Genomic DNA, 24,299 nt, shown 5'->3' on the forward strand with positions numbered 1-24,299 from the left:
ACAAACACACTAAAAAACGGGACAGTCAGCCCCGCTCCTCCAACCTGCCTTGGGCGGGCACAATGAGCGATGTCATCGAACATCCTCAACCAAGGCAACGGAGCGGACTAAATAGCGAGCATACCAAAGAAGGGGACCATCACGCTGTTAGGCATCGCCTCAGCGCGCCGCGAGCGCATTCCAAAATGATGCACTTGCGGCAGGCCAATTCCTGATTTCGCCGGTGGCTGCTGCACGGCTCAGACGAGCGTCGGATATTCGGGCCGATAGACATGGGCGCGAATGAAATCGACCATATCAGTCGGACGCTCGACGCGCGCGAGGCCCAGGTCGAAAACGAGTTGCGCGACCCGAGCGGCGGTTTGGATTTCGGTCTCCAAGATGTTCGACTGAGGCGGATAAAGCAGCCCCTGCTTGAGCATCTCGGGCGGCACCTGATCCGCGACCGCCGCTGCTGCCTCGATGAACATTTCGTCGGCGACGCGACTGGCTTGGGTCGCGTAAATCGCCATGCCCACCGCCGGGAAGATGTAAAAATTGTTGGCTTGTCCCGGCAGAAAGACCTGCCCCTCATAATGGACGGGATCGAACTGGACGCCCGCGGCATAGATCACCTTGCCCTTGGACCAGGTGTAGGCCTGCTCCGCGGTGCATTCTGCGTGATCGGTCGGGTTCGACAGGGCGAGGATCACCGGGCGCTCGTTCACCCGCGACATCGCCTCGACGACCTCTTGGGTGAAGGCGCCGCCGACCGTGCTGACCCCGATAAGCGTCGTCGGCTTCAGGCGCTTGATCGCAGCGGCGAAGTCCGTGCAGGGCTCGTTCGGGTGCGCATAGGGTCGCTGGAAGTCTACTAGGTCCGTGCGGCTCGGCTCCAGCAGGCCATTGACGTCAAACATGTGCACCTTGGCCTGCGCGTCGGCGAGCGACATGCCTTGGGCGACCAGCGCCGAGCACAGCAGGTTGGCAAGGCCAATGCCCGCCGATCCGGCGCCGAGGAAGAGGTAGCTCTCGTCCTTGAGCTGGGTGCCCTTGAGATTCACGGCGTTGATCATCCCGGCCAGGGTGATACCGGCTGTACCCTGAACATCGTCGTTGTAGACGCAGTATCGGTCGCGGTAGCGCTCGAGCAAATGCACTGCATCCACCCCCGTCCAGTCCTCGAAATGGATGCAGCAACGCGGAAACACCTCCTGCACCGCCTCAACCAGCTCGTCGACGAACGAAAAAAGCTCGTCCGTCGGCGGACGCGCTTTGCGCAGCCCGAGATAGAGCGGGTCATTGCGGTATTGCTCGTTGTTGGTGCCCGCGTCCAGATACATCGGGAGTAGGTACTGAGGGGGCACCCCGGCTGCGGCAGTGTAGAGCTGGAGCTTACCAATCGGGATGCCCATGCCGTTGGCACCAAGGTCACCGAGGCCGAGGATGCGTCCACCGTCGGTTACGCAGATGAAGCGGATGTCCTTCTGGGGCCAGTTTCCAAGGATGTCCCGAACCTGCCCTCGCCGCTCGATCGAGACATACATTCCCCGGCTTTGGCGGTAAATGTGACCGAACTTGAGACAGACCTCGCCGATTGTCGGGTCGTAGATGATCGGCAGGAAGCGGGCCGGGTCGGACATGATGGTCCGGTAAAACAGGGTTTCATCGTGGTCGAGCAAATTAACCAGAAAGATGTAGCGATCGAGGTCGGTGTGCTTATGGCTGAGCTGCAGCATCACTCGGCGCAGTTGCTGATCCTCGGTCTCGGTCACATCGGGTACCAGACCCACAAGGCCCAGGGCCTGCCTTTCGGCCTCGGTGAAGGCGGTGGATTTGTTCAAGGACGGATCTTGAAGCAGCTCTGAACCGCGCTTGGAGATGGTCGTCATGGGCATGGTCTGTCTCTCTCGTGTTGATAGGAGCGAACGGAGCCGAGGGGCCGACAACGAGCATCAAAATCGGCGGCGCGTTTAACTGATGCCGCTGACCTCGTCGGTGGCTTAGGCGATGGAGGGATGGGTCATCTTCTTCGGGTCCACCACCCGGTCAAATTCGTCTGCAGCGACGAAGCCGAGCTTCAATGCGGCCTCGCGCAGGGTCATGTCATGGTCCAGGGCATAGTGGGCGACCTGCGATGCCTTGTCGTAACCGATCACTGGGCTCAGGGCCGTCACCAGCATCAGCGAGCGCTCGACAAAGTCTGCGATCCGCTTCTCGTTGGGCTCGGTGCCCTCGACTAGGAAGACGCGGAAGTTGTGACAGCCATCGGCGATCAGCCGCGCGGATTTGGCGACGTTAAAGATGATCAGCGGCTTATAGACGTTCATCTCGAGATAGCCGCTGGCACCGCCGATACCGACCGCCACATCGTTGCCCATGACCTGGGCAGCCAGCATCGCCAGCGCCTCGCACTGGGTCGGGTTGACCTTGCCCGGCATGATGGAGGAGCCCGGCTCGTTGGAGGGAATATTGAGCTCCCCGAGTCCGCAACGCGGTCCGCAGGACAGCAGCCGGATGTCGTTGGCGATCTTGAACAACGATACGGCCAGCGTCTTGAAGCTGCCGTGCAACTGCACGAGGGCGTCGTGGGCGCCCTGCACCGTGAACTTGTTCGGCGCGGTCACGAACGGCAGGCCAGTCAGCTTGGCGATCTCCGTGGCGGCCTCGGTGTCGAAGTTGGGTGCCGCGTTGAGGCCGGTGCCCACAGCGGTCCCCCCGAGGGCGAGGCGGTAGACGCCCGACAGCGCCTGCTCGATCCATCCGGCGGCTTCATCCAACATGCCGACGTAGCCGGAAACCTCTTGGCCCAGCGTCAGCGGCGTGGCGTCCTGCATGTGGGTACGACCGATCTTGACGAGTCCGTCCCATGCTTTGGCCTTGGCATCGAGCGCGTCACGCAGCGCGCGCACAGAGGGCAGAAGCTTTGCGGTCGTCGCCACTGCTGCGGCGATGCTCATCGCCGAGGGAAAGGAATCGTTCGACGACTGCGACATGTTGACGTGATCGTTGGGGTGCACCGGGGTCTTGGCCCCGAGCGGACTGCCGGCGAGCTGGCAGCAGCGGTTGGAGATCACCTCGTTCACATTCATGTTGAACTGGGTGCCGCTGCCGGTCATCCAGACATGCAAAGGGAATTGGTCTTGGTGCTGACCGGCCAAGATCTCGTCGCAGGCCTGCACGATGAGCGCATGCTGCTGCTCGCCCAGTCGCCCGCCGGCGTGATTGACCGTTGCCGCAGCCTTCTTCAGCGTGGCATAGGCGCCGATCATCTCCCGCGGCATGAGGTCGTCGCCGATGCTGAAATGCTCAAGCGAGCGCTGGGTCTGAGCGCCCCAGAGCTTGTCGGCAGGGACCTGGACCTCCCCAATGCTGTCGGTTTCGGCACGGAACTCGGTCATAGGGTGCTCCTGGAGATTTTTTCTGAAGATTTGTCAGTTAGATTATATGGACAGGAAAACCGAGCAACCCTTACGAGTTTAGGTGCGGCTTGAGACAGGAGGCTAGCGAGGGCGAGATGCGCCGTCAACATGCAGCGGTGGGGCTGAACGGAGATCGCGAGCGTTGCAAGGGCCGCGAGTTGCGCGTTTTTGGATATGCTCCCGAATGTCATCTTGATCGACGCACCAGCGCGCTGACTGGAGCACTGATCATGAATTTTGGCATCGGAGAACAGATGATCTGCGGCGGCGACGGTCTCCTGCGCGGCCGTGGCAACGATGCTCAACGCCTGGTGGTGGGAGTGCTGATGCAGCTAATCGCGCCCGCCTGTGCGGCCTCTCATAATGTGCGCTACCGTACCGACACCGGCGGCCGCTGAGGTCAAACTCTTTCTGTCACGATCTATTTCGATCTATCACGACTTGGAGTCCGCACCCATGCCGCTTGGCCTCATCGAACTGCCCTGGTGGGGGATTGTGCTGGTCATCCTGGGCTTGACCCATGTGACCATCGCCTCCGTCACCATCTTCCTGCACCGGCATCAGGCCCACCACGCCCTGGACCTGCACCCGCTCGCCAGCCATTTCTTCCGCGCCTGGCTGTGGCTCACCACGGGCATCGTCACGCGCGAATGGGTCGCCATTCATCGTAAACACCATGCCAAGTGCGAGACCCCGGATGATCCGCACAGTCCGCAGGTCTATGGGATCAAGAAGGTTCTGTTTGATGGCGTCGATCTCTATCGACGCGAATCTGCGGTGGCTGCGACGCTGGAGCGCTATGGACAGGGCACGCCCGATGACGCAATCGAACGCCACCTCTACACGCGGCACAGCAACCTTGGCCTCGGTCTCATGCTGCTGATCGATCTGGTGCTGTTCGGCCCCATCGGGCTCACCGTCTGGGCGGTGCAGATGCTGTGGATTCCGTTCTTCGCCGCCGGGGTGATCAATGGCATCGGCCATTACTGGGGCTATCGGCGCTTTGCACCCAATGACGCCTCCAGAAACATTGTGCCCTGGGGCATCCTGGTCGCAGGCGAGGAGCTGCACAACAATCACCACGCCTACGCCACCTCGGCCAAGCTCTCCAATCAGTGGTGGGAGATCGACCTCGGCTGGCTGTATATCCGCCTCCTCGAGGTCTTGGGGCTGGCCAAGGTTCGGCGGGTGGCGCCCAAGTTGCGCATCGACCCGACCAAGCAGCACTGCGATGCCGGCACTTTGCAGGCCGTCATTACCCATCGCTATGCGGTGCTGGCCAGGTTTGTCGACAGTCTGAAGCCGGCGGTCAAGCAAGAGGTTCGACAAAGACAGGTTGGCGCGGCCCTCGGTCTTGGCGACAAGAAGACGCTGCGAGCCGTGCAGAGCGGCTTGCAGCGGGGCGTGGAGAATCTGCCCGCAACGCAACGCGTGATCCTGGAGCAGGCGCTCGCGGCCAGTCCGCTGTTGCGCATGCTCTACGCGATGCGCCAGGAACTGGTCGCCCTCTGGGGCCGCTCCAACGCCTCGCGCGAGCAGTTGGTCGAGCAACTGGAAAGTTGGCTCCAGCAAGCCGAGACGAGCCGCGTGATCGCGCTGCAGCAGTTCTCCAAGAGGCTTTGCGGCTACGGTTGAGGCTCCAATCGGCCAGGATGCGCGCTAGGTGGTCGCGCACCGCAGCCTAGCGGTGATGCCGAAGGAGCCGTGAAGCAGCCTGTTTCCCAGCGGGCCACATCCCGAAGCAGAGCGCAGGCCTGGGCGTAGTCGAGGATCTGGGCTTGGACGGTCTTGTGCTCTCTGGGTTGCGGCATGCGCAAACTCCGTCAAAGCCAGCCTTTCCGCCAGGCATGGTACTCAGCAGGCCGCAGGCGATAGCGCGCGATGTTGCCTTCATGAAGGCTCATCATCTCTGTTTCCGCGACCTCTACAAATCGCCCCTGATCCTCTGCCGGCACCTGCTCCACGGCAGGCTGCCGGACCAATGAGGTTGCGACGACTGGCCGGAATATTACGACGGACGTCGCGGCCGCCTGGTGGGCCAGCAGGCGCGTCGGCAACAGACCTGGAGCGCGGCGGGCTACCTGGTCGCCTGCCAATTATTGGAAGATCCCAAGCGCGCTGCTCTGCTGTCCGTTGGCAACGCCTCTGAGCGCAATCCTCGGGCTGCTTGATTAGCCTCGATGACCTACCACATGACAACCTCGGCATTCGCGAATTCGCGGCAACATCATCCGGCATATTTCACTGCCCTTTTTTTGGCTCATCCGCTAGCTTTCCCTGTAAACTCGGCACCTTACCAATCTGCATGAAGCGACCACCGCTCGAGGGAAGCAAACGCCATGTCTTCCGATCAGCACAAGACCAAGCAGGCGCTTATCGACGAGCTGAACCAAGCTCGCCGGCGTATCGCTGAGCTGGAGAGATGCGGCGGTGTCAGCGAGGGGGGCGATGAGTGGCTGCGGCTGGAAGAATTGCGCTGGTGTTCCCCGCTGGCGCAGCTCACCGAGGATGCACTGGGGGTGTTGGACAAAAGTTACGTCTACCAGCGCGTCAACCCGGCTTACGAGCGCTTGTGGGGCCTGTCCAAGGAAGAAATTATCGGCCGCTCCGTGACCGATCTTTTTGGAGAAGCGTTTTTTTCCAGCCAGCTCAAAGACCGCCTCGACCGCTGCTTGGCCGGGGAGGTCGTCAGGTATTCAGGCTGGTTCGAGTTCCCTGTCCTGGGCCGGCGGCACATGGATGTCACCTATCAGCCGCTGCGCGACCCAGAGGGCCGGGTCACCGGCTTGGTGAACCTTGCCCGCGACATGACCGGCCAAGCGCTGGCCGAGGAGCAACTAAAGACCTTGCTCCAGCAGACCGGAGCCATGGCGAAGGTCGGCGGCTGGGAGCTCGACGCCCGCACTCTGGAGATGACCTGGACCGAGCAGACGTACGCGATTCATGAGCTTCCCGTCGGCCAGATGCCCTCCGTCCAAGAGGCCATCGATTTCTATCACCCCGAAGATCGGCCCAAGATTGCGGCGGTTGTCCAGGCGGCCCTGGAGCAGGCTCAGCCCTACGACATCGAAGTCCGCTTTATCACGGCCAAGGGCCAGGCACTGTGGACTCGCTCCATCGGCAAGCCAGTTCTGAAAGACGGTGAAGTGGTCAAGCTCACCGGCGCCTTTCAGGACATCACCGCGCGAAAACAGGCCGAACTCGCGCTCCAAGAGACCAAAGACGACCTGGAGCAAGCGGTTCGATTCGCCAATGTTGGCCTGTGGGACTGGGACTTCATCACCAACAAAGTCCGCTATTCCGAGGAATGGAAAGGACAAATCGGCTACGCCGACGACGAGATCGGCGATGCTTTCGAGGAATGGCAAAGCCGGGTTCATCCGGATGATTTGGACAAGGCCCTCGCGCATTTCGATCAGGCAATCAACACAAAGGCCGACCGATATGAGCTCGTTTTCCGCTTTCGCCACAAGGACGGCCATTACATCTGGGTGCTGGCCCAAGCCTTCATCCACCAAGATTCCACGGGAAACCCCATCCGGATCATCGGCTCGCATATCGATATCACCAATCAGAAAGCGCTCGAGCAAGAACTGATCGAGGCCAAAGAGCGAGCCGAGGCCGCCAGCCAGGCCAGATCTGAGTTCCTGGCCAACATGAGCCATGAGATCCGCACGCCACTCAACGGGGTGATGGGCATGCTCCAGGTGCTCGACGATGCCGAGCTGGAGACGCAGTTCAAAGAAGCCGTGAGCATCGCCATGGGCTCATCCCAGACCCTGCTCACCGTGATTAACGACATTCTCGACTTCTCGAAAATTGAAGCGGGCAAGTTGTCCATCGCCCACGAACCCTTCGACCTCAATGCCCTGCTGCCATCGGTCATCGCGGCTTTTGGCCAGCAGGCAGCAAACAAGGGCGTGGCCCTGCGCTCCGGCTTGGCCCCGGACCTGCCCGCGCGGGTGCTCGGCGACGCCGCCCGACTGCGCCAGGTACTGTTCAATTTGCTCGGCAATGCCATCAAGTTCACCGAGCGCGGCGAGGTCCGCCTGGACACCCGTGTTCTGTCCGGAAAGGATCCGGCGCGGATGCGCCTGGAGTTCGCGATCAGCGACACCGGCATCGGTATCCCCGAGGACCGGCTCGCCGACATCTTCGAGTCCTTCACCCAGGTGGACAGCTCCAACACCCGGCGCTTCCAGGGCTCCGGCCTGGGTCTGGCGATTGTCAGGCGACTGGTCGGTCTGATGGACGGCCAGGTGACCATCGCAAGTACCCTGGGCCAGGGCACTGAGGTCCGGTTTGACATCAGAGTGGAAACCGCTGCCGAAGACGAGCTGGCTCCCCACGAGCCAGTCCGAGCGGGACTGCGGACTGGGCTGGCACCGACCAAGGCGTTGCAGGTCCTAGTGGTCGATGACGAACCAACCAACACCAAGGTCCTAAGCATGATGCTCAATAGGCTGGGTCACCAGGTGCAGACAGCCGCGAACGGCCGCCAGGCTCTGGACAGGCTCAGAAGCCAGGCGTTCGACCTGGTGTTCATGGATGCATCCATGCCCGAGATGGACGGTCTTGAGGCCACCCGACACATCCGGGACAATCAGGACGGCGACTTGGATCCGTCGGTCCCGATCGTCGCCCTGACCGCCCACGCCATGAAGGGAGACCGGGAAAGGTTCCTCGCCGCCGGCATGGACGACTACTTGTCCAAGCCTGTTGATGCAAAGGCCCTGCGGGTGGTGCTGGATTGCAGGGCTGCCGAGGGCGGATGAAGAAAGCCGCCCGCCATTCATCAGGTGCCAGCCACTGTGATCTAGTTGTACCCTGCACGCTTGCTACCTCCTGACTTCCCAACAGCGTCCCGCCGATCCAAATCGCGCCCTCGCCGCTCCCAAAGACCTTGAACACCATGACTGGCGACCAGCACAAAACCAAACAGGAACTGATTGAGAAGCTGGACCAGCTGCGCCGGCGTATCGCCGAGGTGGAAGGCCGTGACGCTATGGGCAAGCTGGACCAATGCGCGGACATTCCCGAGCGCAAGACCGCTGAGCAGACCGAAGCGGCCCTGCGCCAGAGCGAAATCAAGTACCGCACCTTGTTTGAGAACGTTCAGGAAGCCATTTTCGTCACCGACGCACAAGGGCGTTTCATCGACGTCAATCAGGCAGCCTGCGATCTGACCGGCTATACGCGCGAGGAATTACGCGCCCTCGCGCCATCGGATCTCGCGCCACAAGGATTTGGCCCTCAGGCTGCTGGTGAATGGGCGCGGTTTATCGCGTCGGGGCGCCTGTCGGGAGAATTCATCCTGTTCCGCAAGAACGGCGTCCGGGTTATCGCGGAATACAGCGCGTTGGCCAATGACCTGCCCGACCGGCATGTCCTGATCCTGCGCGACATCTCGCAGCTCAAGAGAACCGAGGCCGCCCGCAAGGAGAACGAAGCGCGGTTCGTCCGCGCCTTCCACAACAGCGGCGTGGGCATGGCTCTCATCAGCCTGGGCGGCCATTTCCTGGAAGTCAACGACAAGGCCTGTCAGCTGTATGGATACAGCCGGCAGGAGCTGCTCGTCAGGACCTTCAAGGACATTACCTACCCTGAGGATCTAAAGAGTTCCAAAGCGCTGTATCAGCACTACCTCAATGGCGACCAGAATAGCTACGAGCTGGAAACGCGCTATCTGCGCCAGGACGGTGAAATCCGCTGGGCACTGGTCACCGTCTCCAAGGTGAGGGACGCGGACGGAAAGTTTTTGTACTCCGTGGCCCAGACCCTGGATCTGACGCTCATCAAGCAGGTTCAGGCGCAGCTCATCGAGGCCAAAGATCAAGCTGAGGCTGCGAGCCGGTCCAAGTCCGAATTCCTGGCCAACATGAGCCACGAGCTGCGCACACCGCTCAATGGGGTCCAGGGCTTTCTCCAGCTCCTTGAGATGTCGGAACTCGAGCCGGAACAGGCCGAGTCCGTCGATCTGGCCATGAAGTCCTCCCAACTCCTGCTGCGGGTGATCAACGACATCCTCGACTTCTCCAAGCTCGAAGCCGAGCGAATGACCCTCCTGGAAGAGCCCTTCGCGCTCGCCACCGAGCTGGAACCGGTCATGGCCGCCTTGGCCAATCAAGCCACTGCCAAAGGGATCGCCCTGCATGCGCGCATTGCCCCCACGATTCCCACCATCCTGATTGGAGACCCGGCGCGGCTGCGCCAAGTGCTGTTCAACCTGGTGGGTAACGCGGTTAAGTTCACCGAGCATGGAGAGGTGATCGTCCAAGCCGATGTGCTGGAGCAGATCGATGCCGAACACGTCCGCCTGCGCTGCTCCATTCGCGACACCGGCATTGGCGTCGCGGAGGACATGATCGACTTCCTGTTCGAGCCCTTCACCCAGGCCGACGGTTCCCCCACGCGTCGCTTTCAGGGCACCGGTCTGGGCCTGTCCATCGTCAAGCGACTGGTGGGCCTGATGGGCGGCCAGGTCGAGATGGACAGCACCCTGGGCGAGGGAACCCACGTCCAATTCACGATCATGGTGGGAACCGAATCGGCTGAAGAGACCGCCACGAGCGAGCTGGGAGCGACAGATCTCAAGGTGGCAGAGCCACCGGCCAAGGCCCTGCGCATCCTGGTGGCCGAGGACGAACCGACCAACGCCAAAGTCGTGCAGAAATTGCTGGAAAAGCTGGGCCATCAAGTACAGATAGCGAGCAACGGTCGCAAGGCATTGGCGTTGCTCGGAAGCCAAATGTTCGATCTGGTGCTCATGGACGTGCAAATGCCCGAGATGGATGGCGTCGAGGCCACCCGTCTAATCCGGGAGAACACCACAGGCGACTTGAATCCGTCGATCCCCATCATCGCGCTGACCGCCCGCGCGCTTGCCGGGGATCGGGAGAAGTACCTGGCTGCGGGGATGAATGACTACTTGTCCAAACCGATCAACATCCAGGCCCTGACCGAGACGCTGGACAAGGTGGTCGCCGCAGCGTCATAAGACCGCCCAGCGGCCCGTCACGCCCAATCGGATCGACCACGACCCGAAATCGGCACTAATGGCGCCCCCAAAAGCCCAATTTGCTGCAACCCAACAATAGGCAAATGTTCTCAGGCAACACGCCTGCGCTTGTAGCACGCCCTAGTATCATAGCGATTTTCTTCGTGTCTACACGATACCCACCGGACCTTTACGCAAAGATTGAACAATGACGCCGATGCCCCCTGCAAACATAGACATGCTGATAACAAAGGCAGCCTGATCGGTGGTGCCGCCGCCTTCGTGGATCAACCTCCCTCTCCTGGACCCGCCCTCGGTATTGGCGTGATGGCGTTATCCTGATAATTACGACTGTGCGGTTGCGAGCGAATCGCTTTCTGCATGCGGTGATACTTCAGCAACAGGCGCCCTATCGTCCAGTGTGTGTAGAAAAACTCCCGCACGCGACGGGGATAAAAAACAATCGGATTTTCGATTGGCAACCCCGGACGGCGGTCTTCGCGAAACTTGCGCCGCAGGATGCCGGCTTCCAGCGGATGCACCCCCTCGGCCAGAACGCTCCCATAGAACCAGGCCGCGCTTTCCATAATACGTTTTGGGCTAATACCGCAGGCATGGGCACGCCGCATTAAGGTGTTCACATGCTCGTCACTGTAATAGATATCCCAGCATTTGCGGTAGGTCGCTTCCCATTCGGCGGCCGACATACGGTCGTGTTTGGTCACCGCGTGACTAAGATCGTATTTGTTCAAATCCGCATCCATCGGGGTACCCCGCGCATACAGGGTTTTATGATCCTCGGACCCGGGCAGGGGTGTCAGAAAGAAAAACTCCAGGAGATCCACCGGAAGCTCCCGCTTGATAATTTCGACGCAGCGAATAACCGACTCAGGTGTGTCCATGGGGAGCCCGACGATATAGCCAGCAAGCGTAAACACCCGCGCTGTTTTCCAGGCCAGGAAGGTAGCGCGATATTCCGCGAGCCGATTCTGCTTCTTGTTGATGGCTTGCAGATTCTCCTCATCGATGTTTTCGAGCCCGATAAACACCCGTTTTACTCCGGCCGCCGCAGCCTTGTCGATAAAGCGCGGAATGCGGTGGCACATGGTGTCCACCTGGATGAACAGGTTGAAATGGCGCTGCTGACGTAATGCAATCAGGCGGTCAAGGATGGCTTCCCAGTTGCGATTGCGGGCGAAGTTATCATCGGTGATGAAAAACCGATCAACGCCCTGGGACAGATTGCTGAGAATGATGCGCTCAACATCATCAGCACCACGGTGCCTGGATTTGCGTCCCTGCACGTTGATGATGGTGCAGAAGCTGCAGAGGAAGGGACAGCCCCGCCCGGCGTCGAAGCTGGTCTGGCGGCCGGCGGTATGCTTGACCTGCTGTCGGGTCAGAAAGGGTGCCGGGACGTTTTCAAGCGCGGGTAACTGCGCCATAAAGTTGTAGATGGACTTCAACTGGCCTGCCCAGGCGTCCTGCAACAAGCTCTCCAGACTCTCTTCGGCCTCGCCGGCAAAGAGCGACACGCCCAGATCCAGCGCATGTCGCAGCTCCGGAGTAAGATCCGGCAGCATGGCAAGACAGCCGCTGACATGAAAGCCGCCGATGCACACCGCCACCCCAAGTTTGCGGAAGGCTTTGGCCAAATCCAGCGCCCGTGGATACTGATTGCTCTGCACCCCCACCAGTGCAACCATTCCTTGCCCACCTCCACGCTGAATCTTCGCGGCTAGTTTCTTGGGTTGGATGCGCGTGTTGGTCTCGTCGGCGGCCCAGATACGGATGTCGACGTTATCCCCGAGCACCCGGCGCTCGGCGCAGTCGCGGGCGAGGGCGTAAAGCGCCGCAAGGCTATTGGCCGGCATGGCCGAGCGCAACCACTGGATAACGTACCCATCATCGTCATAGTGAGTTGGCTTGATCAGGATGAGGTTGAATACTTGCGTCATTTCGGGGCAGCGAACTCAGCTGGCTTGAGCCGAAGGTGGGTGCGTACATGACATGACGTCGGGACGCAGGGGTATGCGGCTTCCGCTAAAACTCTTTGGGTGCGGCTCTTTTGAAACGACTGCTCGCAAAGAAAAACCGCACCTTACCAAGCCGGTAATTATCCACAGAATTGGTTGCGCAAAACTATTGGTCCGACGGATCAAGGTGGCTCGAGGCATCCATGCGCTGATGCAGAACACCGATGATGCCTATACAAGACTCACGAATAAGGTAGAAGATAACGTGCGACCCTTGCGAGTAGCCGCGATAACCATCCTTAATGTCCTCACGAGACTTGCCGACCTAGGCTCAGACTGGTGGTTGCCATAATTGGGCCCAAATATTCGTTCCTAGCAAATATGAATATAGACGATATTGCACCTTCATGCTCCCATCAAGAACGAAACAGCGGCCAATGAGCCTGGCGGGTTGCGGACTGAGCATCGCCACAATGCCGAGTGTGCCAATGGCAGTCGGGACGGGCGCGCTGCCAAAGAGTGACAGTCCCGACCGAGAGCGCCCAGCAGCAAGCTCGATGAATGGAAGCAACACCACGGCAAAGGCGAGCATCCCGTATCCAATGGAGCGGCCGAGCTGACGCCGCTCGCTCGCCAGTGGCAGCGTCAACTCCTCGGCGCAGGCCGCGCTTGCCAGCATCAGCCCGCTTTGCGGCGCGAAAGCAAGCGCAAACCGCCCGTGCGAAGTGGTCACACCGGTGTAGCGAACCCGGTCCTCCGCCTTCATCTCCTTGAGGGTCTCCAGATGCGTCTGCCAGCTCAGCAGATTGTGGACTTGCAGGGGATCAAAGTGATCGATACCCCAGAGGCAACTGGATAAGGAAATGGCGTCGATCGAGTCGGATTTCGGTCAACGGGAAATCTCCATGACGCACACCGCCGCCGCTGGGCGGCGGTGGCCGGCGCATGATTACTGGTCGCGACGCCATTGGTTAAAAATCAGCGTGCGTGAGCCCTGTTCCGGGATGGACACGGGGTGCTCGAAGGCGCGCTCATCGGCTATAGCGATCACCCGATAGTCACCTGCGGGCAGTTCCGCCAGAAACCAGGGCCCCGGAGAAGAGGCCGACAGCACCGGGTTGCCTTGCACATCGGTGATAGTGACCGCGACCTTGCCCAGGTAATGGCCGCTGACGCGGGCGAACTCCAGCTTGAGATTGTAGTCCTGCCCCAAGTGCTGGCTGAGCAGTTCGCGCTCATGGGTACCAATGCCACCGCTGACCCAGGCATGCCCTTGAGACTGGCCTTGGCTGAAGTAGTCCGGGTCGAATTGAGGCGCCGAACTGGCCGCCACCCAAGTGGGCAAAGCGATCAGGGTGGCGATGCTAAGGATTTGGAATGCTCGAATGGTCATGATCATCTCCATTGAATGGGTTGGTTTTCTGAATGTCACGGACGTGAGCAGGTCGGATCGACCGTCGTCGCAATCGCATGCTGCATGCGCTGTGCCAGTTCCTGCTAGACGCTGACGTGGGCGCTTGAGCGGAGATCTGGGCCGCAGGGGTCGCGGCAATGGTGTATAAGCCCCAGTTACGGTGCATTTGAACCGATCTGATCCAGTCGATTAGGCCGCCTGTGCAAGGGGTCAGCTACTCGCCGTGGCTGAAAACCGCGCTGAGGCGGTTTCCTGGGCCGAGGGTCAAGCCCGCGGGCCGTTCTGGCATTGTCTTTGCTGCATTCTTGAGAGCAAAATGCGATGCGATCAGCGCGCAGTTAGAACGCATCCTAGATCAGCGCGCCGGTGTCTGACCGGTCGGGAGTCGAACCGATGGAGACGAGAACCAAATCAAAAGGTGATGACGCCGACCCGTCACCACAGTCAACCGGCGCATGGGTCGATGACGCGCACGAATGTCATAGGCGGAAGACGCAAGGCGGTCTCGCTGATCTTGAATGCCTGGCGGATCTTGAATGCCAGACGCTGCTGGCAGAGCAGGCGCGGGAGCTGGCGCACCGGCTGCGCAGTCCGCTTGGTGCCATTGATCTGGTGTGTGAAAGCCTGGTGATGGAACAACCGGATTCCGAGATCGCCGAGCGGATGCAGGTCGTTTTGCGCGCGAGCGCCAAGCTCAAGCAGGCCCTGAATGAGACCGTCGGCGCCGCAGTGCCGCGTTGGCCGACCCGCGAGCCGATGGATTTGACCCACGCCTGCAAGCGCTTGGCCGACACCGACGGCCTCGACTGGGCGCATAACGCCCAAGCGTCGGTCCGGATTGCCGCCGCGCCACCCGATTGCGAGATGGCGCTCTGGCAAGCCCTGTCGCTCGCCCGGCTCGGAAGCCGCGATGGACAGGTGCGCCTCGGATTGGTGGAGACGGGGGCGGAGACAGGGGCGAAAACAGGGACGCCGGCAGGTGCCGAAACCGCACCCATTGCCGAGCTGTCGTTGACGCCAAAGCATCCGCTTGGAGCGCTCGACCAGCGCCTGGATGGCGAAATGTTGAATCAGGGCCTCGCGTTTCTGCGCCTGAAACGGCTGCGGCGCTTTGCCGCCGAGCAGGGCGGCGAAGTGGTCATCGAACCAAGTCGGCTGCTGTTGCGTTTGCGCACCGTCGCCCCCGGATGAAATCAGGCCGCTGCGGACACACCTTAGGTCTAATCGCGAAATAGCATGTCCAGCCCACTGCTGATCCTCGAAGACGAAACCCTGCTCGCCAACGAGCTAAAGCGCTACTTCACCCGTCAGGACTGGGACACGCGCACCGCCAACACCCTGGCCGAGGCGCGCGCCATCCTGCTCGGCGACACCTTCGAGCCCCTGGTCATTCTCGCCGACATGAGCCTGCCCGATGGCAATGCGCTGGACCTGTTCGAAGAGGTACGCGGGCGCGGCGTGCCGGGCGAGTGGATACTGCTCACCGGCTATGGCGGGGTCACCGACTCGGTGCGCGCCCTGCGCTTGGGCGCCTATGATTTTCTCGAAAAACCCTGTCCGCTCGACCGCCTCGCCCTGGTGGTCGGCGGTGCCAAACGCGCGGCTCTGGCGCAACGCCGGCTGTACCAGGAGGCCCACAACCAGCGCCGCAAATACAGCCCCGCCAGCTATCTTGGTTCCAGTAGCGTCACGGCCCAAACCCGGGCGCTGATCGAACGATTGGCTGAGGTGCCCTTCAGCGCCCTGATCCTCGGCGGCGAGACCGGCACCGGCAAGGGTCTGGTCGCACGCATTCTGCACCACGGCGGCCCGCGCGCCGCCGGTCCCATGGTCGAAGTCAATTGCGCCGCGCTGCCGCGCGAATTGCTCGAATCCGAACTCTTCGGCCACGAGGCCGGTGCCTTCACCGGTGCCAAAGGCCGTCATCGCGGCTATCTGGAACAGGCGCACGAAGGCACCCTGTTCCTCGATGAGATCGGTGAAATGGACCTCGATCTGCAAGCCAAGCTGCTCGCCGTGCTCGAAGACCGCCAGGTACGCCGCCTCGGTGGCGAAAAGAGCATTCCGGTCGACCTGCAACTGATTACCGCCAGCAACCGCGACCTGGCTGAGCAAGTGCGCACTGGAGAGTTCCGCAGCGATCTCTATCACCGCCTGAGCGTTTTCCGCCTTGATTTGCCGCCGCTACGCGAGCGCCTCGACGATCTGCCCGATCTGGTTCCGGCTCTGGTGGCCGAGAACAACGCCCACTCCGGGCGCCAGGTGCGCGAGATTCCCGACGAAGTCTATGCCCGCATGCGCGCTTACTCTTGGCCCGGCAATGTGCGCGAGTTGCGCAATGTGGTCGAGCGCGCTGTGCTGCTCGCCACCGGCGAGGTCTTCCCGCTCGAATGGATGCAGCTCGGGCAAGGGGTGGCGGAGACTCCAGTCAGCGCCGGCCCCGGCGTCGAGGGCGACCGGCTGATCATCCCGCTCGATGGCTCCTTGGCGCTGGAGGACATGGACCGCACCATCATCCAGACCGCGCTTGAACGCAGCGACCGCAATGTCACCGCCGCCGCGCGCATGCTCGGCACCACGCGCGAGACGCTGCGCTATCGGGTGCGCAAATACGGGCTAAAGACGTCCGCCTGAGCCTTGCTGGCCATCATCGGCCCGAGCGAAGCTGACGATTTGCCCAAACGCTTGGCCGCTCGATCACGCGCGGCTGCATCGGGTTGAACAGATCCCGCAGGGCGAGAACCTCGACGAGTTGATCGCTGGAGATGTCCTTCACGAACATAAGGGACTCCTCATGATTAGGCGAACCGAAAGCAGTTGCGACCGCTCGCCTTTGCCGCGTAGAGCCGGTCATCCGCGCGCTTGATGGCCAACTCGAAGCTGTCTTGCGCTTCCAGGGTAGCGATGCCCTGACTGACGCTGACGGTGAGCCCGTCCAGGAATTGCCGTTTCGCCAGGCGAGCCTGGAGTCGCGCCGCCAGCGTTTTGGCGGTCTCCAGGTCAGCATCGGCCACGAAGGCAAGAAACTCTTCTCCGCCCCAGCGGCAGATCAGATCGGACGAGCGGAAGCAGGCCTTCAGCTCATCGGCGAGCTGCGTCAGAATGCTGTCCCCCGCATCATGGCCGAGGCTGTCATTGATGGTCTTGAAATGGTCCACATCAATCATGATCAAAGCGGCGTCGCCTTGTTGTTTGGAGGGAACCTCTTTCAGCCTGGCCTTGACGGCTTTTGTAAAGCTGCGGCGATTCATCTGGCCAGTCAGTGGGTCAGTCATCGCCAAGGTTTCCATGGCTTGCGCATTCGCGCGGTTGCGGTGGTAGGCCAAGGCGAGAAACAGAGAAATCGTGGCGACCAAGAGGTTGCCGATGAGATAGGCGAGGATTTTTGTCCGCCAGGCGGCCAGGACATCATCCAAGGCGTAGCCCACGGCGACCACGAATGGGAGGTTACGCGTTCGGCGAATGCTCCAGAGTCGCTCAATCCTGTCGACGGGTGAAGCGCGCCTGAACAACACCGAGTCATCGCCGGTCTGTAAGAATTTAGCCAGCCTGTCATCCTCGACCTGTTCACCGACTTGATTGGACTTCGGTTTTCGAGCCAATAAAATCTGATTCGCGTCCATGATGCTGATGGTGATGGCGGGATTGCTCAGACTATTCAGCCAGCGCTGAAAAAAGGAGAGATCGAGCGCGGCCAGGGAAAAGCCAGCGACCTCATTGTCATCAACCACCAGCGGGTAGGTTGCCGAGACATTCATATCCCCAGTGCTGGAAATGAAAAAGCCGCTGAGCTTCATTTGCTGGATCGGCGCTTCCAGCACCGCGTCGCAATAGGCGCGCTGAAGCTCCGCGCTGCTGTCGCCAATAATCTCTTGGATCGAGCCATACTGAATCACACAGTCGGTGTCGAACAGGCCAAGAAAAATCATGTCCTCACGGTACGCGGCCATCCGCACCAGCCGCTCATTGATCCGCGCACGTTCATCGGCCGTGCGTGAGGCGGAGAGGATATTGTGCTGATCGAACCCGTATAAGGCGTCTTTCAGGATATAGTCGATTCCGGAGAAGGACTCGGAGATCCACTCCGACACCAGATAGCCCGACAGCTCGGCTTCGGTAAAGGCCACGTCAAAAGCCGTGCGATAGGAGCGCGCCAATTCCAGGATACTGACGGACGCCACCGTAGCGATGAAAAAAGCGACGGTCAACCATATTCGGATTTGCTTTGTATTCATGCCGCTGGTACGGATCAAAGAAACGCTGGATTGGGTTGAAATACGGAAGATCGTGATTGTCCACCTCGACTGTGACCGGAGCCTCGAGCGCGCGGATCCAGGCAAAGGCCGCGTCGAATTCGTGCTGCCTGGCGCGCATGGTCAGATCGCCGGTGATCGCCAACGCATCAGGACGCTGATCGGCGATTCCTGCCTCGCCCAAGCGAGCGCGCTCGGATCCTCGAGCCCGAAATGGATGTCGCTCATGTTCAGGTGGAACAGCACGGAAGGATCAGGTATCGGAGAGACTGATGGGTTGGGATCGCCATTGGAGGCAATTGGGCGGAGCCGATTGTGGCCCACGCCAAAGGCGGCAGTCAGCCGCGAACCGGGGTTGGCCAAAACGCTCAGGGCGACTTCCCGGCTCAATTAGGCAAACCTGATACCAGGTGACACTTACCGCCCTGCAGTGGTTGGGAAATAGGTGGTGACTGCCTTGGTATGACACCAAAACACATGAGCAGCCTGGGCGTCGAGCGCTTGCTGTCGGGCTTGCCAATCGGGCAAGGCGCGCTCGACGGCCTGCCAGAATGCCTGATTGTGTTTGGCCTCGATAAGATGACACAGCTCATGGATCAGCAGGTAGTCGATCAACTGGGCGGGTAGCTGCAGCGCCCGCCAGTTGAGATTGATGGTACCGGTCCGTCCGCATGAGCCCCAGCGGAAGCCCAGATCGCGGACGACGACCTTGCTCGGGGCTCGGCCCACGCGAGGTACCAAACGCTCGATCCGCTCAGGTACCCAGGTCTTGCCAGCATCGATATACCAGCGCCGAAAGGCCTGCTCGGCCATGGCGCGTCGGGGGCGATGCAGCAAGAAGCGATGCCCGTCGAACACCAGGGGCCTGTCCTGCTCGGCCAACAGCACCAATGGATAGGGCTTGCCCAGGTAACGAAAGGTTTCCCCCGCGACATACTCCGGCTCGACCTGTTGGGGACGGCTTTGTTGCTTGCGCGCGAGTGTCCGATGGACCCACAGCAGTCGCTGACCGGCCCACTGGGTGAGCGCCTCGCGGGCGATCGTCTCAGGGGCATGCATCACCAGTTGACCACCGCGATCAACGGTCAAGCCGAGCGTCCGACGCCTCGCGCTGCGTCGCACCTCGAAGGTCAGGCCATCCAGTTCCAGTGTTTCGCTCATGTGCGCGATGAGGCTGGCGTGTGGGTCAGCGCCTCGTGATTCTCTTTGGCGAGCGCCACCAGACGTTGGGCGAGATCCCGCTCCTGTCCGGGCGGGCAGAGCCCGGTTTCATCGATATCGCGCACCAGCACCTTGGTCAGACGCTCGCGGGCATCGGCATTGCGCCAAAAACCGACCAGGCGGACCTCGCGTCGTATGCGTTCGACCAGGTCGAGCGTTGCCGTAATCAGGGCTTGTCGCTGGCTATCGTCGGCATCGGCATTCGTATAACAGAACTCGAGCATCAGGCGCACGAAGGGAACCTGCGTCTTCGGCTCTAGCCCAGGGAAATCGGCGGAGTCACCGCGCTTCAGCTCCTCGATGAAGCGGCTCAGCTCGCGCTCCAGCGCGTCCCAGTCGTCCTTGAACCGTTTCAGGATGGCCTCGAGCTTCTCGCTCATCTGGCGGGCGTAGCTGGGATTCTGACTCGTGAAGCCGGTAATATGAAAGCGCGCCGCGTGCTGCATCTGCGCGGCCCGCGCGCGCCCATTCGGCTCATTGGCCAGCACCTGCTCGAAGGCGGCATCGGTGATGGTGGTGGGCGGGATCTTGGGGTCGACGCCCCGCGCCGAGACGTGGGTGTCGATCAGGCTCTTCACCTTCTCGGCGACACCAACCAGGTTGAGCATTGGATCGCGATACAGATTGGCCGCAACCTTGTTGATGAAGCCCAGCAGCTTGGCATCGCGAAACACATCCGGCGGCACCTCGGGGCGATGTTCCAAGAGGTTTAGCGTCTCGTAGAACTGGCGAAGCGCGTTGATGAATTCCGCCCGGATGCGCAGCTCCGCCAAGAGCTGGACGCACTGCTGAACCTGCGCGAACAGATCCCTGATGCCGCGCGATCGGAAGACTTCGACGGCTCGGTTGCGACGATCCAGGAGCTTCGGCAGCTCCACGGCGATGTCCAGCATCGAGCCGGCAACGTCGACTTCGTCGTACTCCTCGAGCGCCTTGTTCAAATGCCGGGCAACACCGATGTAATCGACCACATAGCCGCAAGGCTTGGCGCCCGCGGTGCGATTGACCCGCGCGATCGCTTGCAGCAAGTCGTGCGCGACCAGCTTGCGATCCAGATAGAGCACCTGCTCGACAGGCGCGTCGAAACCGGTCAGCAGCATGTTGAAGACCACCAGCATCCCAAGCGGATCGGTCTTGTCGGTCTGCCGTGAATCGAAGCGGCGCTTGAAGCGCTGGATCAGCGCCGCCTGCTTGCCCTTGTCCGACCACTGCTTCCAGGACTCCGGATCGTTGTGATCCGGCGAGATAATCGCGGCCACCTCCAGCGCCCGCAGCCTTGGCAGCTGTGGATGCAGTCGCACCAGCTCGCGTTGGGATGCCTCCAGTGCCTCGATCGCGTCCTCGGACAGATCGAGCAGGGCCGCGGGCAGCTGCTCCAACTCCGCCACCAGCGCGTCGCGCGCCTCGCACAGCGCCTGTTGGTAGCGCACCGCGGCGAGCCGGCTGGCGGCGACCACCTGGGCCTTGTAGCCCTCCGACAGGATCACCTTGGCAAAGTGCCACATCATGTCCCGCGCCTTTTGCGCGATCAGCAGCGGCGCCTCCAGCACGTCGCTGTCGGTGCCGTAGCGGGCCTTGATGACGGCCAGCTCCTCGGGCTCGTAGTCCTTGAACATATCGAGGAACAGATCATCCAGGGTCGTCGCGTCCTTGATGAATCCGTCGGCGGTGCGGCCCTCGTAGCGGATTGGCACCGTCGCGCCATCCAGCTCGGCGTCCTTGAGCACATAGCAATCGATGAAGTCGCCGAAGATCTCCGCCGTGCGTTTCTTGTGCTTGGCCAAAATCGGCGTGCCGGTGAAGCCGATCATCGCCGCGTTCGGCAGCGCCTGGCGCAGATTGCGATGCAAGGTTAGCGAGTGACCGCGATGCGCCTCATCGACCAGCACCAGGATGTCGCGGGATTCGTTCAGCAGGGGAAAGCGTTCTTCGCTGACGTCTTGCGTGAGCCTGATCTCCTTCTCGACCACCGGCTGCTCGCGGCCGGGCTTCTTCTCCTTGCGCCGGATGGTCATGGCGACCCGATCGACCTCGTCCTCGCGACGCTCCTGATACTTTTGCAGCATGGCAAAGACGATATCCGGCGTGGGCTCGCGGAGGATGGCTTGCGTCAGCGCGGTTGGTGTCAGCCGGCGCTCCAGATCCTGCTGATTGGGGCGCACCGTCTCGCCGGACAGCCGCGCCGTCGCCTTGAGCTGACCTTCGAGGTCGGTGCGATCGGTGACCACGACCACCTTGTACTGCTGCAAGCCCGGCGTCATACGCAGCTTGCGCACCAGGAACACCATGGTCAGGCTCTTGCCGGAGCCTTGGGTGTGCCAGACAATGCCGCCGCGGATGGCGAGGTCGTTCCATCCCGCCGCGCCATCGTCCAACAAGCGGCGAATGATCTTGTGCACCGCGCGAAACTGTTGATAGCGGGCGACGATCTTGCGCGTGCGACCATCGACCTGCTCGAAGACGGTGAAATTGCGCATCAGGTCGAGCAGGTGCGCCGGGCGCAGCATGCCCGCCACCAGCCGTTGCTGGCTCGACAGCGCCGTCGCGGCATCCCGCAGTGCCGCCGGCCGCTGATCCTCGTCGCGGAAGAACAGCGGCGTGCCGGCCCGCCCGGCTTGCTCGGGGCCGAGCGCCGCAAGCTGCTCGGCGGCCACCGGGGCGAGCATTGCGCCTGTTGCATGGGTGGATGCGAGTTCCTTGCTGGCATCCACCGTCCCAGTCGCGTTGTTGCCTGCGTCGTTTTCGGCGTCGACCCGCGCCTGTTGGACCTCGGCCAGCACCTGCGCGGGTGCGACCGGGCTGGTCTCGCCCCACTCCAGATAGGCCTCGGGCGGCGCGCCAAGGGTGCCGGCGCGGGCCTCGAAGAAATTGCTCGCGATCAACAGCTGATTGGTGCGGAACAGGCGCTCGACGCCCTCATGCTCTTGGTAGAGGGTTGGCCAGACCTCGCGGCGCTGATTGGAATAGCGCAGCAATTGGTTGATGGCCGCGGCCATGGGGCTCTCGATGGCCGGACTCTTGAACTCGGCCACCACCAGCGGTATCCCGTTGACGAACAGCACCGCATCCGGCAGCACATGGCCCTGTCCGCTGCTCAGCTCGACCTTGAACTGATTGATGACTAGGAAGTCGTTTTGGTCCCAGTGCTGAAAGTCGATGTAGCGCACCGGTTGCGGCCGGCCCTGGTCCCAGTCCGGCAGTCCCTCGACCACCGTGCCTTTCAACAGCAGCTCGGTGGTCGCCTGGTTGACCTCCATCGGCCGATGCCCCGCCACCTGGTCCAGGCTGCGGATCATCTTCTCGATACGCGCATCGTCGAGCCAGGGCTGACCGTCGCGCCGATTGATCGTGCGCAGGGCCGCGACCAGACGGACCTTGAGCAAGACCTCCCGCGAGCTGGTTCGCTCGCTGGACTCGGGCAGGTCGGGATCCGCCTCGATCCAGTCCCAGCCCATGGCTTGGAGCTGCTGGCAGAAGGGGCGCTCCACCAAGTCCCGTTCCCATTCGATCTTGCTCATCAGGGGGCGTTCCATATTTCGGGTTGGCTCAGACCAAGCGCGGCGGCTGGGCTTGGAAAAGTGCGTTAACCGCCAGGCCGCACTTGTGCTAAATCGGCATCATCTTTCTGTTAAGCCCTTGTTTTTATGACGAGGCGCCATTTTTTTCCAGACTTTTACTTGTGTTAACGCTTGCGCTAAACCCCGCTCCCGAGAGCGCTTGCCGCAGCAAATCGATCCAGCGGCCATCCAAACGGTAGAGCCTCACGCGCTTTGCACCGGGATTCAAGGGCACCGCGAAGCCTTGGTCCCGCCAGCGTTCAAGCCATTCACGTGAAGTATTTGGGGAGATCCCAAACCAGTCGGCGATATCTCCAGGGCTGAAGGTCATCGCCTCGGCGCCGAGTTCTTGACCGCGCATCAGCAGACGGGTCAGCAGCTGCTGCTGGACCCGATGCAGCGCCGCCCAGGGTGCCGGAGGCTGGTGCTCCGGTGCATACAAGGAGACCGCCTCCCGCCGCAGCGTCTCCGCCGCCTCGCCCATGGTCTTGAGAAAAAAGGCCAGCCACTGGCTATGATCTGGATTGTGGCGCCCATCGTAGAAATCGACCGGTAGGCCCATCTGCAGATGGCGATAGTAGGCGCCGAGATCCGCGGTGTAGTGCTCTTCCAGCGACAGGAAACCGCGCATCTCATAGCCGCTGCGCCACAGCTCGAAGGTTGCGAGTGCGCGAGCGGTGCGGCCGTTGCCGTCCGTAAAGGGATGAATGCTCACGAAGCGATGAGCCAGCAGGCCAGCGCGCACCGGTCCGAGCAGCATCGCCGCGCGCTCACCCTGCCACCATGCCACCAGGTCGGCCATGTAATCTGGCACCTCTGCCGGCTTGGGCGGCGCGTAGTCGATGCGGCGGGTTGCGCTGTCCAACACCGGACATTCCTCGACGCGATAGTCGCTGCGCCGTCGCCGCCGTCCGAGGCCATGCACCAGGATGATGCTGTGCAGCTCGCGGATCAGTTCTTCCGACGGCTGGCGTCTGGTCTCGATCTGCTCCTCGATCCACTCCAAGGCCCGCCAGTAGTTGCGCACTTCTTGCTGCATCTCGGTCTGGGTACGGTCCAAGGCGATCACGGCTCGACCGATTTCCTCGGAGCCCAGGGTATTGCCCTCGATGCGGGTGGAATGTCGCGTGGCGCGTTGTCGGGCCTGCTGACGCAGTCGCAGCTCGCGATCCGGCGGCAGAGGCAGCACCGCGATCACCGCGCGAGCGGCCTCAATGAGGCCAAGATGGCGAACCATGGCGTCGGTGTACTGAAAGCGTCCGCTGAAGGGAATGCCGCGCAGCAGTTTCTCGGTGTCAACGACTGCCTCGACGCGCTGCAGATCTTTCTCGACCACCGCGAGACGGGCGCCCAAGCTGCCCCGGCTGATGATGTCGTCCTCGGGGATCTTGGCGATCATCCGGCGCAGCTCGGCAACCTCGGCCATCAGGCTGATGACCTCATCTGCTGTGACGCTTGCCGGGTCAATAGAGCGCATGGT

The 24,299-nt window shown here is 61.6% G+C and carries 19 protein-coding genes and 1 pseudogene; 8 read left to right on the plus strand and 12 right to left on the minus strand.

From position 1 onward, the window contains the following. Positions 1–239 precede the first annotated feature (239 nt). Positions 240–1,877 carry an NAD-dependent malic enzyme gene (locus Thiofri_RS23790; RefSeq protein ID WP_009149132.1) on the minus strand — a complete coding sequence of 546 codons (1,638 nt, stop codon included), beginning with the start codon at positions 1,875–1,877 and terminating at the stop codon, positions 240–242. A 105-nt stretch (positions 1,878–1,982) separates the two neighbouring features. Next, complete coding sequence (gene fumC, locus Thiofri_RS23795; protein WP_009149133.1) at positions 1,983–3,380, minus strand: class II fumarate hydratase; 1,398 nt, start codon at positions 3,378–3,380, stop codon at positions 1,983–1,985. 116 nt (positions 3,381–3,496) lie between these two features. On the opposite strand from fumC, the gene Thiofri_RS23800 reads away from it, so the two are divergent. From Thiofri_RS23800 to Thiofri_RS23820, 5 genes and pseudogenes are all read left to right on the plus strand, one after another. Further along, a complete protein-coding gene (locus Thiofri_RS23800) occupies positions 3,497–3,799 on the plus strand; it encodes a hypothetical protein (protein WP_009149135.1) in 303 nt (100 codons plus the stop codon). A 58-nt stretch (positions 3,800–3,857) separates the two neighbouring features. After that, entirely contained in the window at positions 3,858–5,036 is a 1,179-nt protein-coding gene (locus Thiofri_RS23805) for a DesA family fatty acid desaturase (protein ID WP_009149136.1), read from the plus strand. Between the two features lie 356 nt (positions 5,037–5,392). Further along, positions 5,393–5,572: pseudogene (locus tag Thiofri_RS23810) on the plus strand (glycoside hydrolase 100 family protein); the annotation flags it as partial. A gap of 168 nt (positions 5,573–5,740) precedes the next feature. Next, on the plus strand, positions 5,741–8,176 hold the full coding sequence (locus tag Thiofri_RS23815) for a PAS domain-containing sensor histidine kinase (RefSeq protein WP_009149142.1): 2,436 nt from the start codon (positions 5,741–5,743) through the stop codon (positions 8,174–8,176). A gap of 137 nt (positions 8,177–8,313) precedes the next feature. Then, positions 8,314–10,398 carry a PAS domain-containing hybrid sensor histidine kinase/response regulator gene (locus tag Thiofri_RS23820; protein WP_009149144.1) on the plus strand — a complete coding sequence of 695 codons (2,085 nt, stop codon included), beginning with the start codon at positions 8,314–8,316 and terminating at the stop codon, positions 10,396–10,398. 168 nt (positions 10,399–10,566) lie between these two features. Here the strand turns inward: Thiofri_RS23820 and Thiofri_RS23825 are convergent, their stop codons facing one another. The 5 genes from Thiofri_RS23825 to Thiofri_RS23845 form a co-directional block, all read right to left on the minus strand. Further along, positions 10,567–10,689: a hypothetical protein gene (locus Thiofri_RS23825; protein WP_255324723.1), complete on the minus strand. Its 123-nt coding sequence runs from the start codon at positions 10,687–10,689 to the stop codon at positions 10,567–10,569. Beyond that, the gene (locus Thiofri_RS23830) at positions 10,686–12,356 is read right to left on the minus strand and encodes a B12-binding domain-containing radical SAM protein (protein ID WP_009149145.1); all 1,671 of its coding nucleotides are present in this window, start codon (positions 12,354–12,356) and stop codon (positions 10,686–10,688) included. The genes Thiofri_RS23825 and Thiofri_RS23830 overlap by 4 nt, the downstream gene beginning before the upstream one ends. A 184-nt stretch (positions 12,357–12,540) precedes the next feature. Continuing rightward, positions 12,541–12,678: a type II toxin-antitoxin system RelE/ParE family toxin gene (locus tag Thiofri_RS23835; protein WP_143741950.1), complete on the minus strand. Its 138-nt coding sequence runs from the start codon at positions 12,676–12,678 to the stop codon at positions 12,541–12,543. A 27-nt stretch (positions 12,679–12,705) separates the two neighbouring features. Next, the gene (locus Thiofri_RS23840; RefSeq protein ID WP_009149146.1) at positions 12,706–13,140 is read right to left on the minus strand and encodes a hypothetical protein; all 435 of its coding nucleotides are present in this window, start codon (positions 13,138–13,140) and stop codon (positions 12,706–12,708) included. A 183-nt stretch (positions 13,141–13,323) separates the two neighbouring features. Next, entirely contained in the window at positions 13,324–13,767 is a 444-nt protein-coding gene (locus tag Thiofri_RS23845; protein ID WP_009149147.1) for a hypothetical protein, read from the minus strand. Between the two features lie 414 nt (positions 13,768–14,181). Between Thiofri_RS23845 and Thiofri_RS23850 the strand changes: the two genes are divergently transcribed. Continuing rightward, complete coding sequence (locus Thiofri_RS23850) at positions 14,182–14,979, plus strand: hypothetical protein (protein ID WP_009149148.1); 798 nt, start codon at positions 14,182–14,184, stop codon at positions 14,977–14,979. Positions 14,980–15,024: 45 nt separating this feature from the next. After that, positions 15,025–16,422: a sigma-54-dependent transcriptional regulator gene (locus tag Thiofri_RS23855; protein ID WP_009149149.1), complete on the plus strand. Its 1,398-nt coding sequence runs from the start codon at positions 15,025–15,027 to the stop codon at positions 16,420–16,422. Positions 16,423–16,435: 13 nt separating this feature from the next. Here Thiofri_RS23855 and Thiofri_RS23860 read toward each other — a convergent pair whose 3' ends face one another. Both Thiofri_RS23860 and Thiofri_RS23865 read right to left on the minus strand, forming a co-directional pair. After that, on the minus strand, positions 16,436–16,564 hold the full coding sequence (locus Thiofri_RS23860; RefSeq protein ID WP_255324724.1) for a hypothetical protein: 129 nt from the start codon (positions 16,562–16,564) through the stop codon (positions 16,436–16,438). 22 nt (positions 16,565–16,586) lie between these two features. After that, positions 16,587–17,996, minus strand: coding sequence for a GGDEF domain-containing protein (locus Thiofri_RS23865; RefSeq protein ID WP_190275814.1), 1,410 nt, complete (start codon positions 17,994–17,996; stop codon positions 16,587–16,589). Here Thiofri_RS23865 and Thiofri_RS23870 point away from each other — a divergent pair. Continuing rightward, entirely contained in the window at positions 17,977–18,435 is a 459-nt protein-coding gene (locus Thiofri_RS23870; protein WP_190275815.1) for a hypothetical protein, read from the plus strand. The two genes, Thiofri_RS23865 and Thiofri_RS23870, sit on opposite strands and share 20 nt — an antisense overlap. 23 nt (positions 18,436–18,458) lie before the next feature. Here the strand turns inward: Thiofri_RS23870 and Thiofri_RS23875 are convergent, their stop codons facing one another. The 3 genes from Thiofri_RS23875 to Thiofri_RS23885 all read right to left on the minus strand — a co-directional run bounded on the left by Thiofri_RS23875 (position 18,459) and on the right by Thiofri_RS23885 (position 24,296). Further along, a complete protein-coding gene (locus tag Thiofri_RS23875) occupies positions 18,459–19,202 on the minus strand; it encodes a M48 family metallopeptidase (RefSeq protein WP_009149186.1) in 744 nt (247 codons plus the stop codon). Then, positions 19,199–22,780, minus strand: a complete 3,582-nt coding sequence (locus Thiofri_RS23880) for a type I restriction endonuclease subunit R (RefSeq protein ID WP_009149188.1) — start codon at positions 22,778–22,780, stop codon at positions 19,199–19,201. Before Thiofri_RS23880 ends, Thiofri_RS23875 begins: the two co-directional genes overlap by 4 nt. Before the next feature lie 124 nt (positions 22,781–22,904). Next, on the minus strand, positions 22,905–24,296 hold the full coding sequence (locus tag Thiofri_RS23885) for a Fic family protein (protein ID WP_009149190.1): 1,392 nt from the start codon (positions 24,294–24,296) through the stop codon (positions 22,905–22,907). Positions 24,297–24,299 lie beyond the last annotated feature (3 nt).

The sequence above is a fragment of the Thiorhodovibrio frisius genome, assembly GCF_033954835.1.
Classification (GTDB): domain Bacteria; phylum Pseudomonadota; class Gammaproteobacteria; order Chromatiales; family Chromatiaceae; genus Thiorhodovibrio; species Thiorhodovibrio frisius.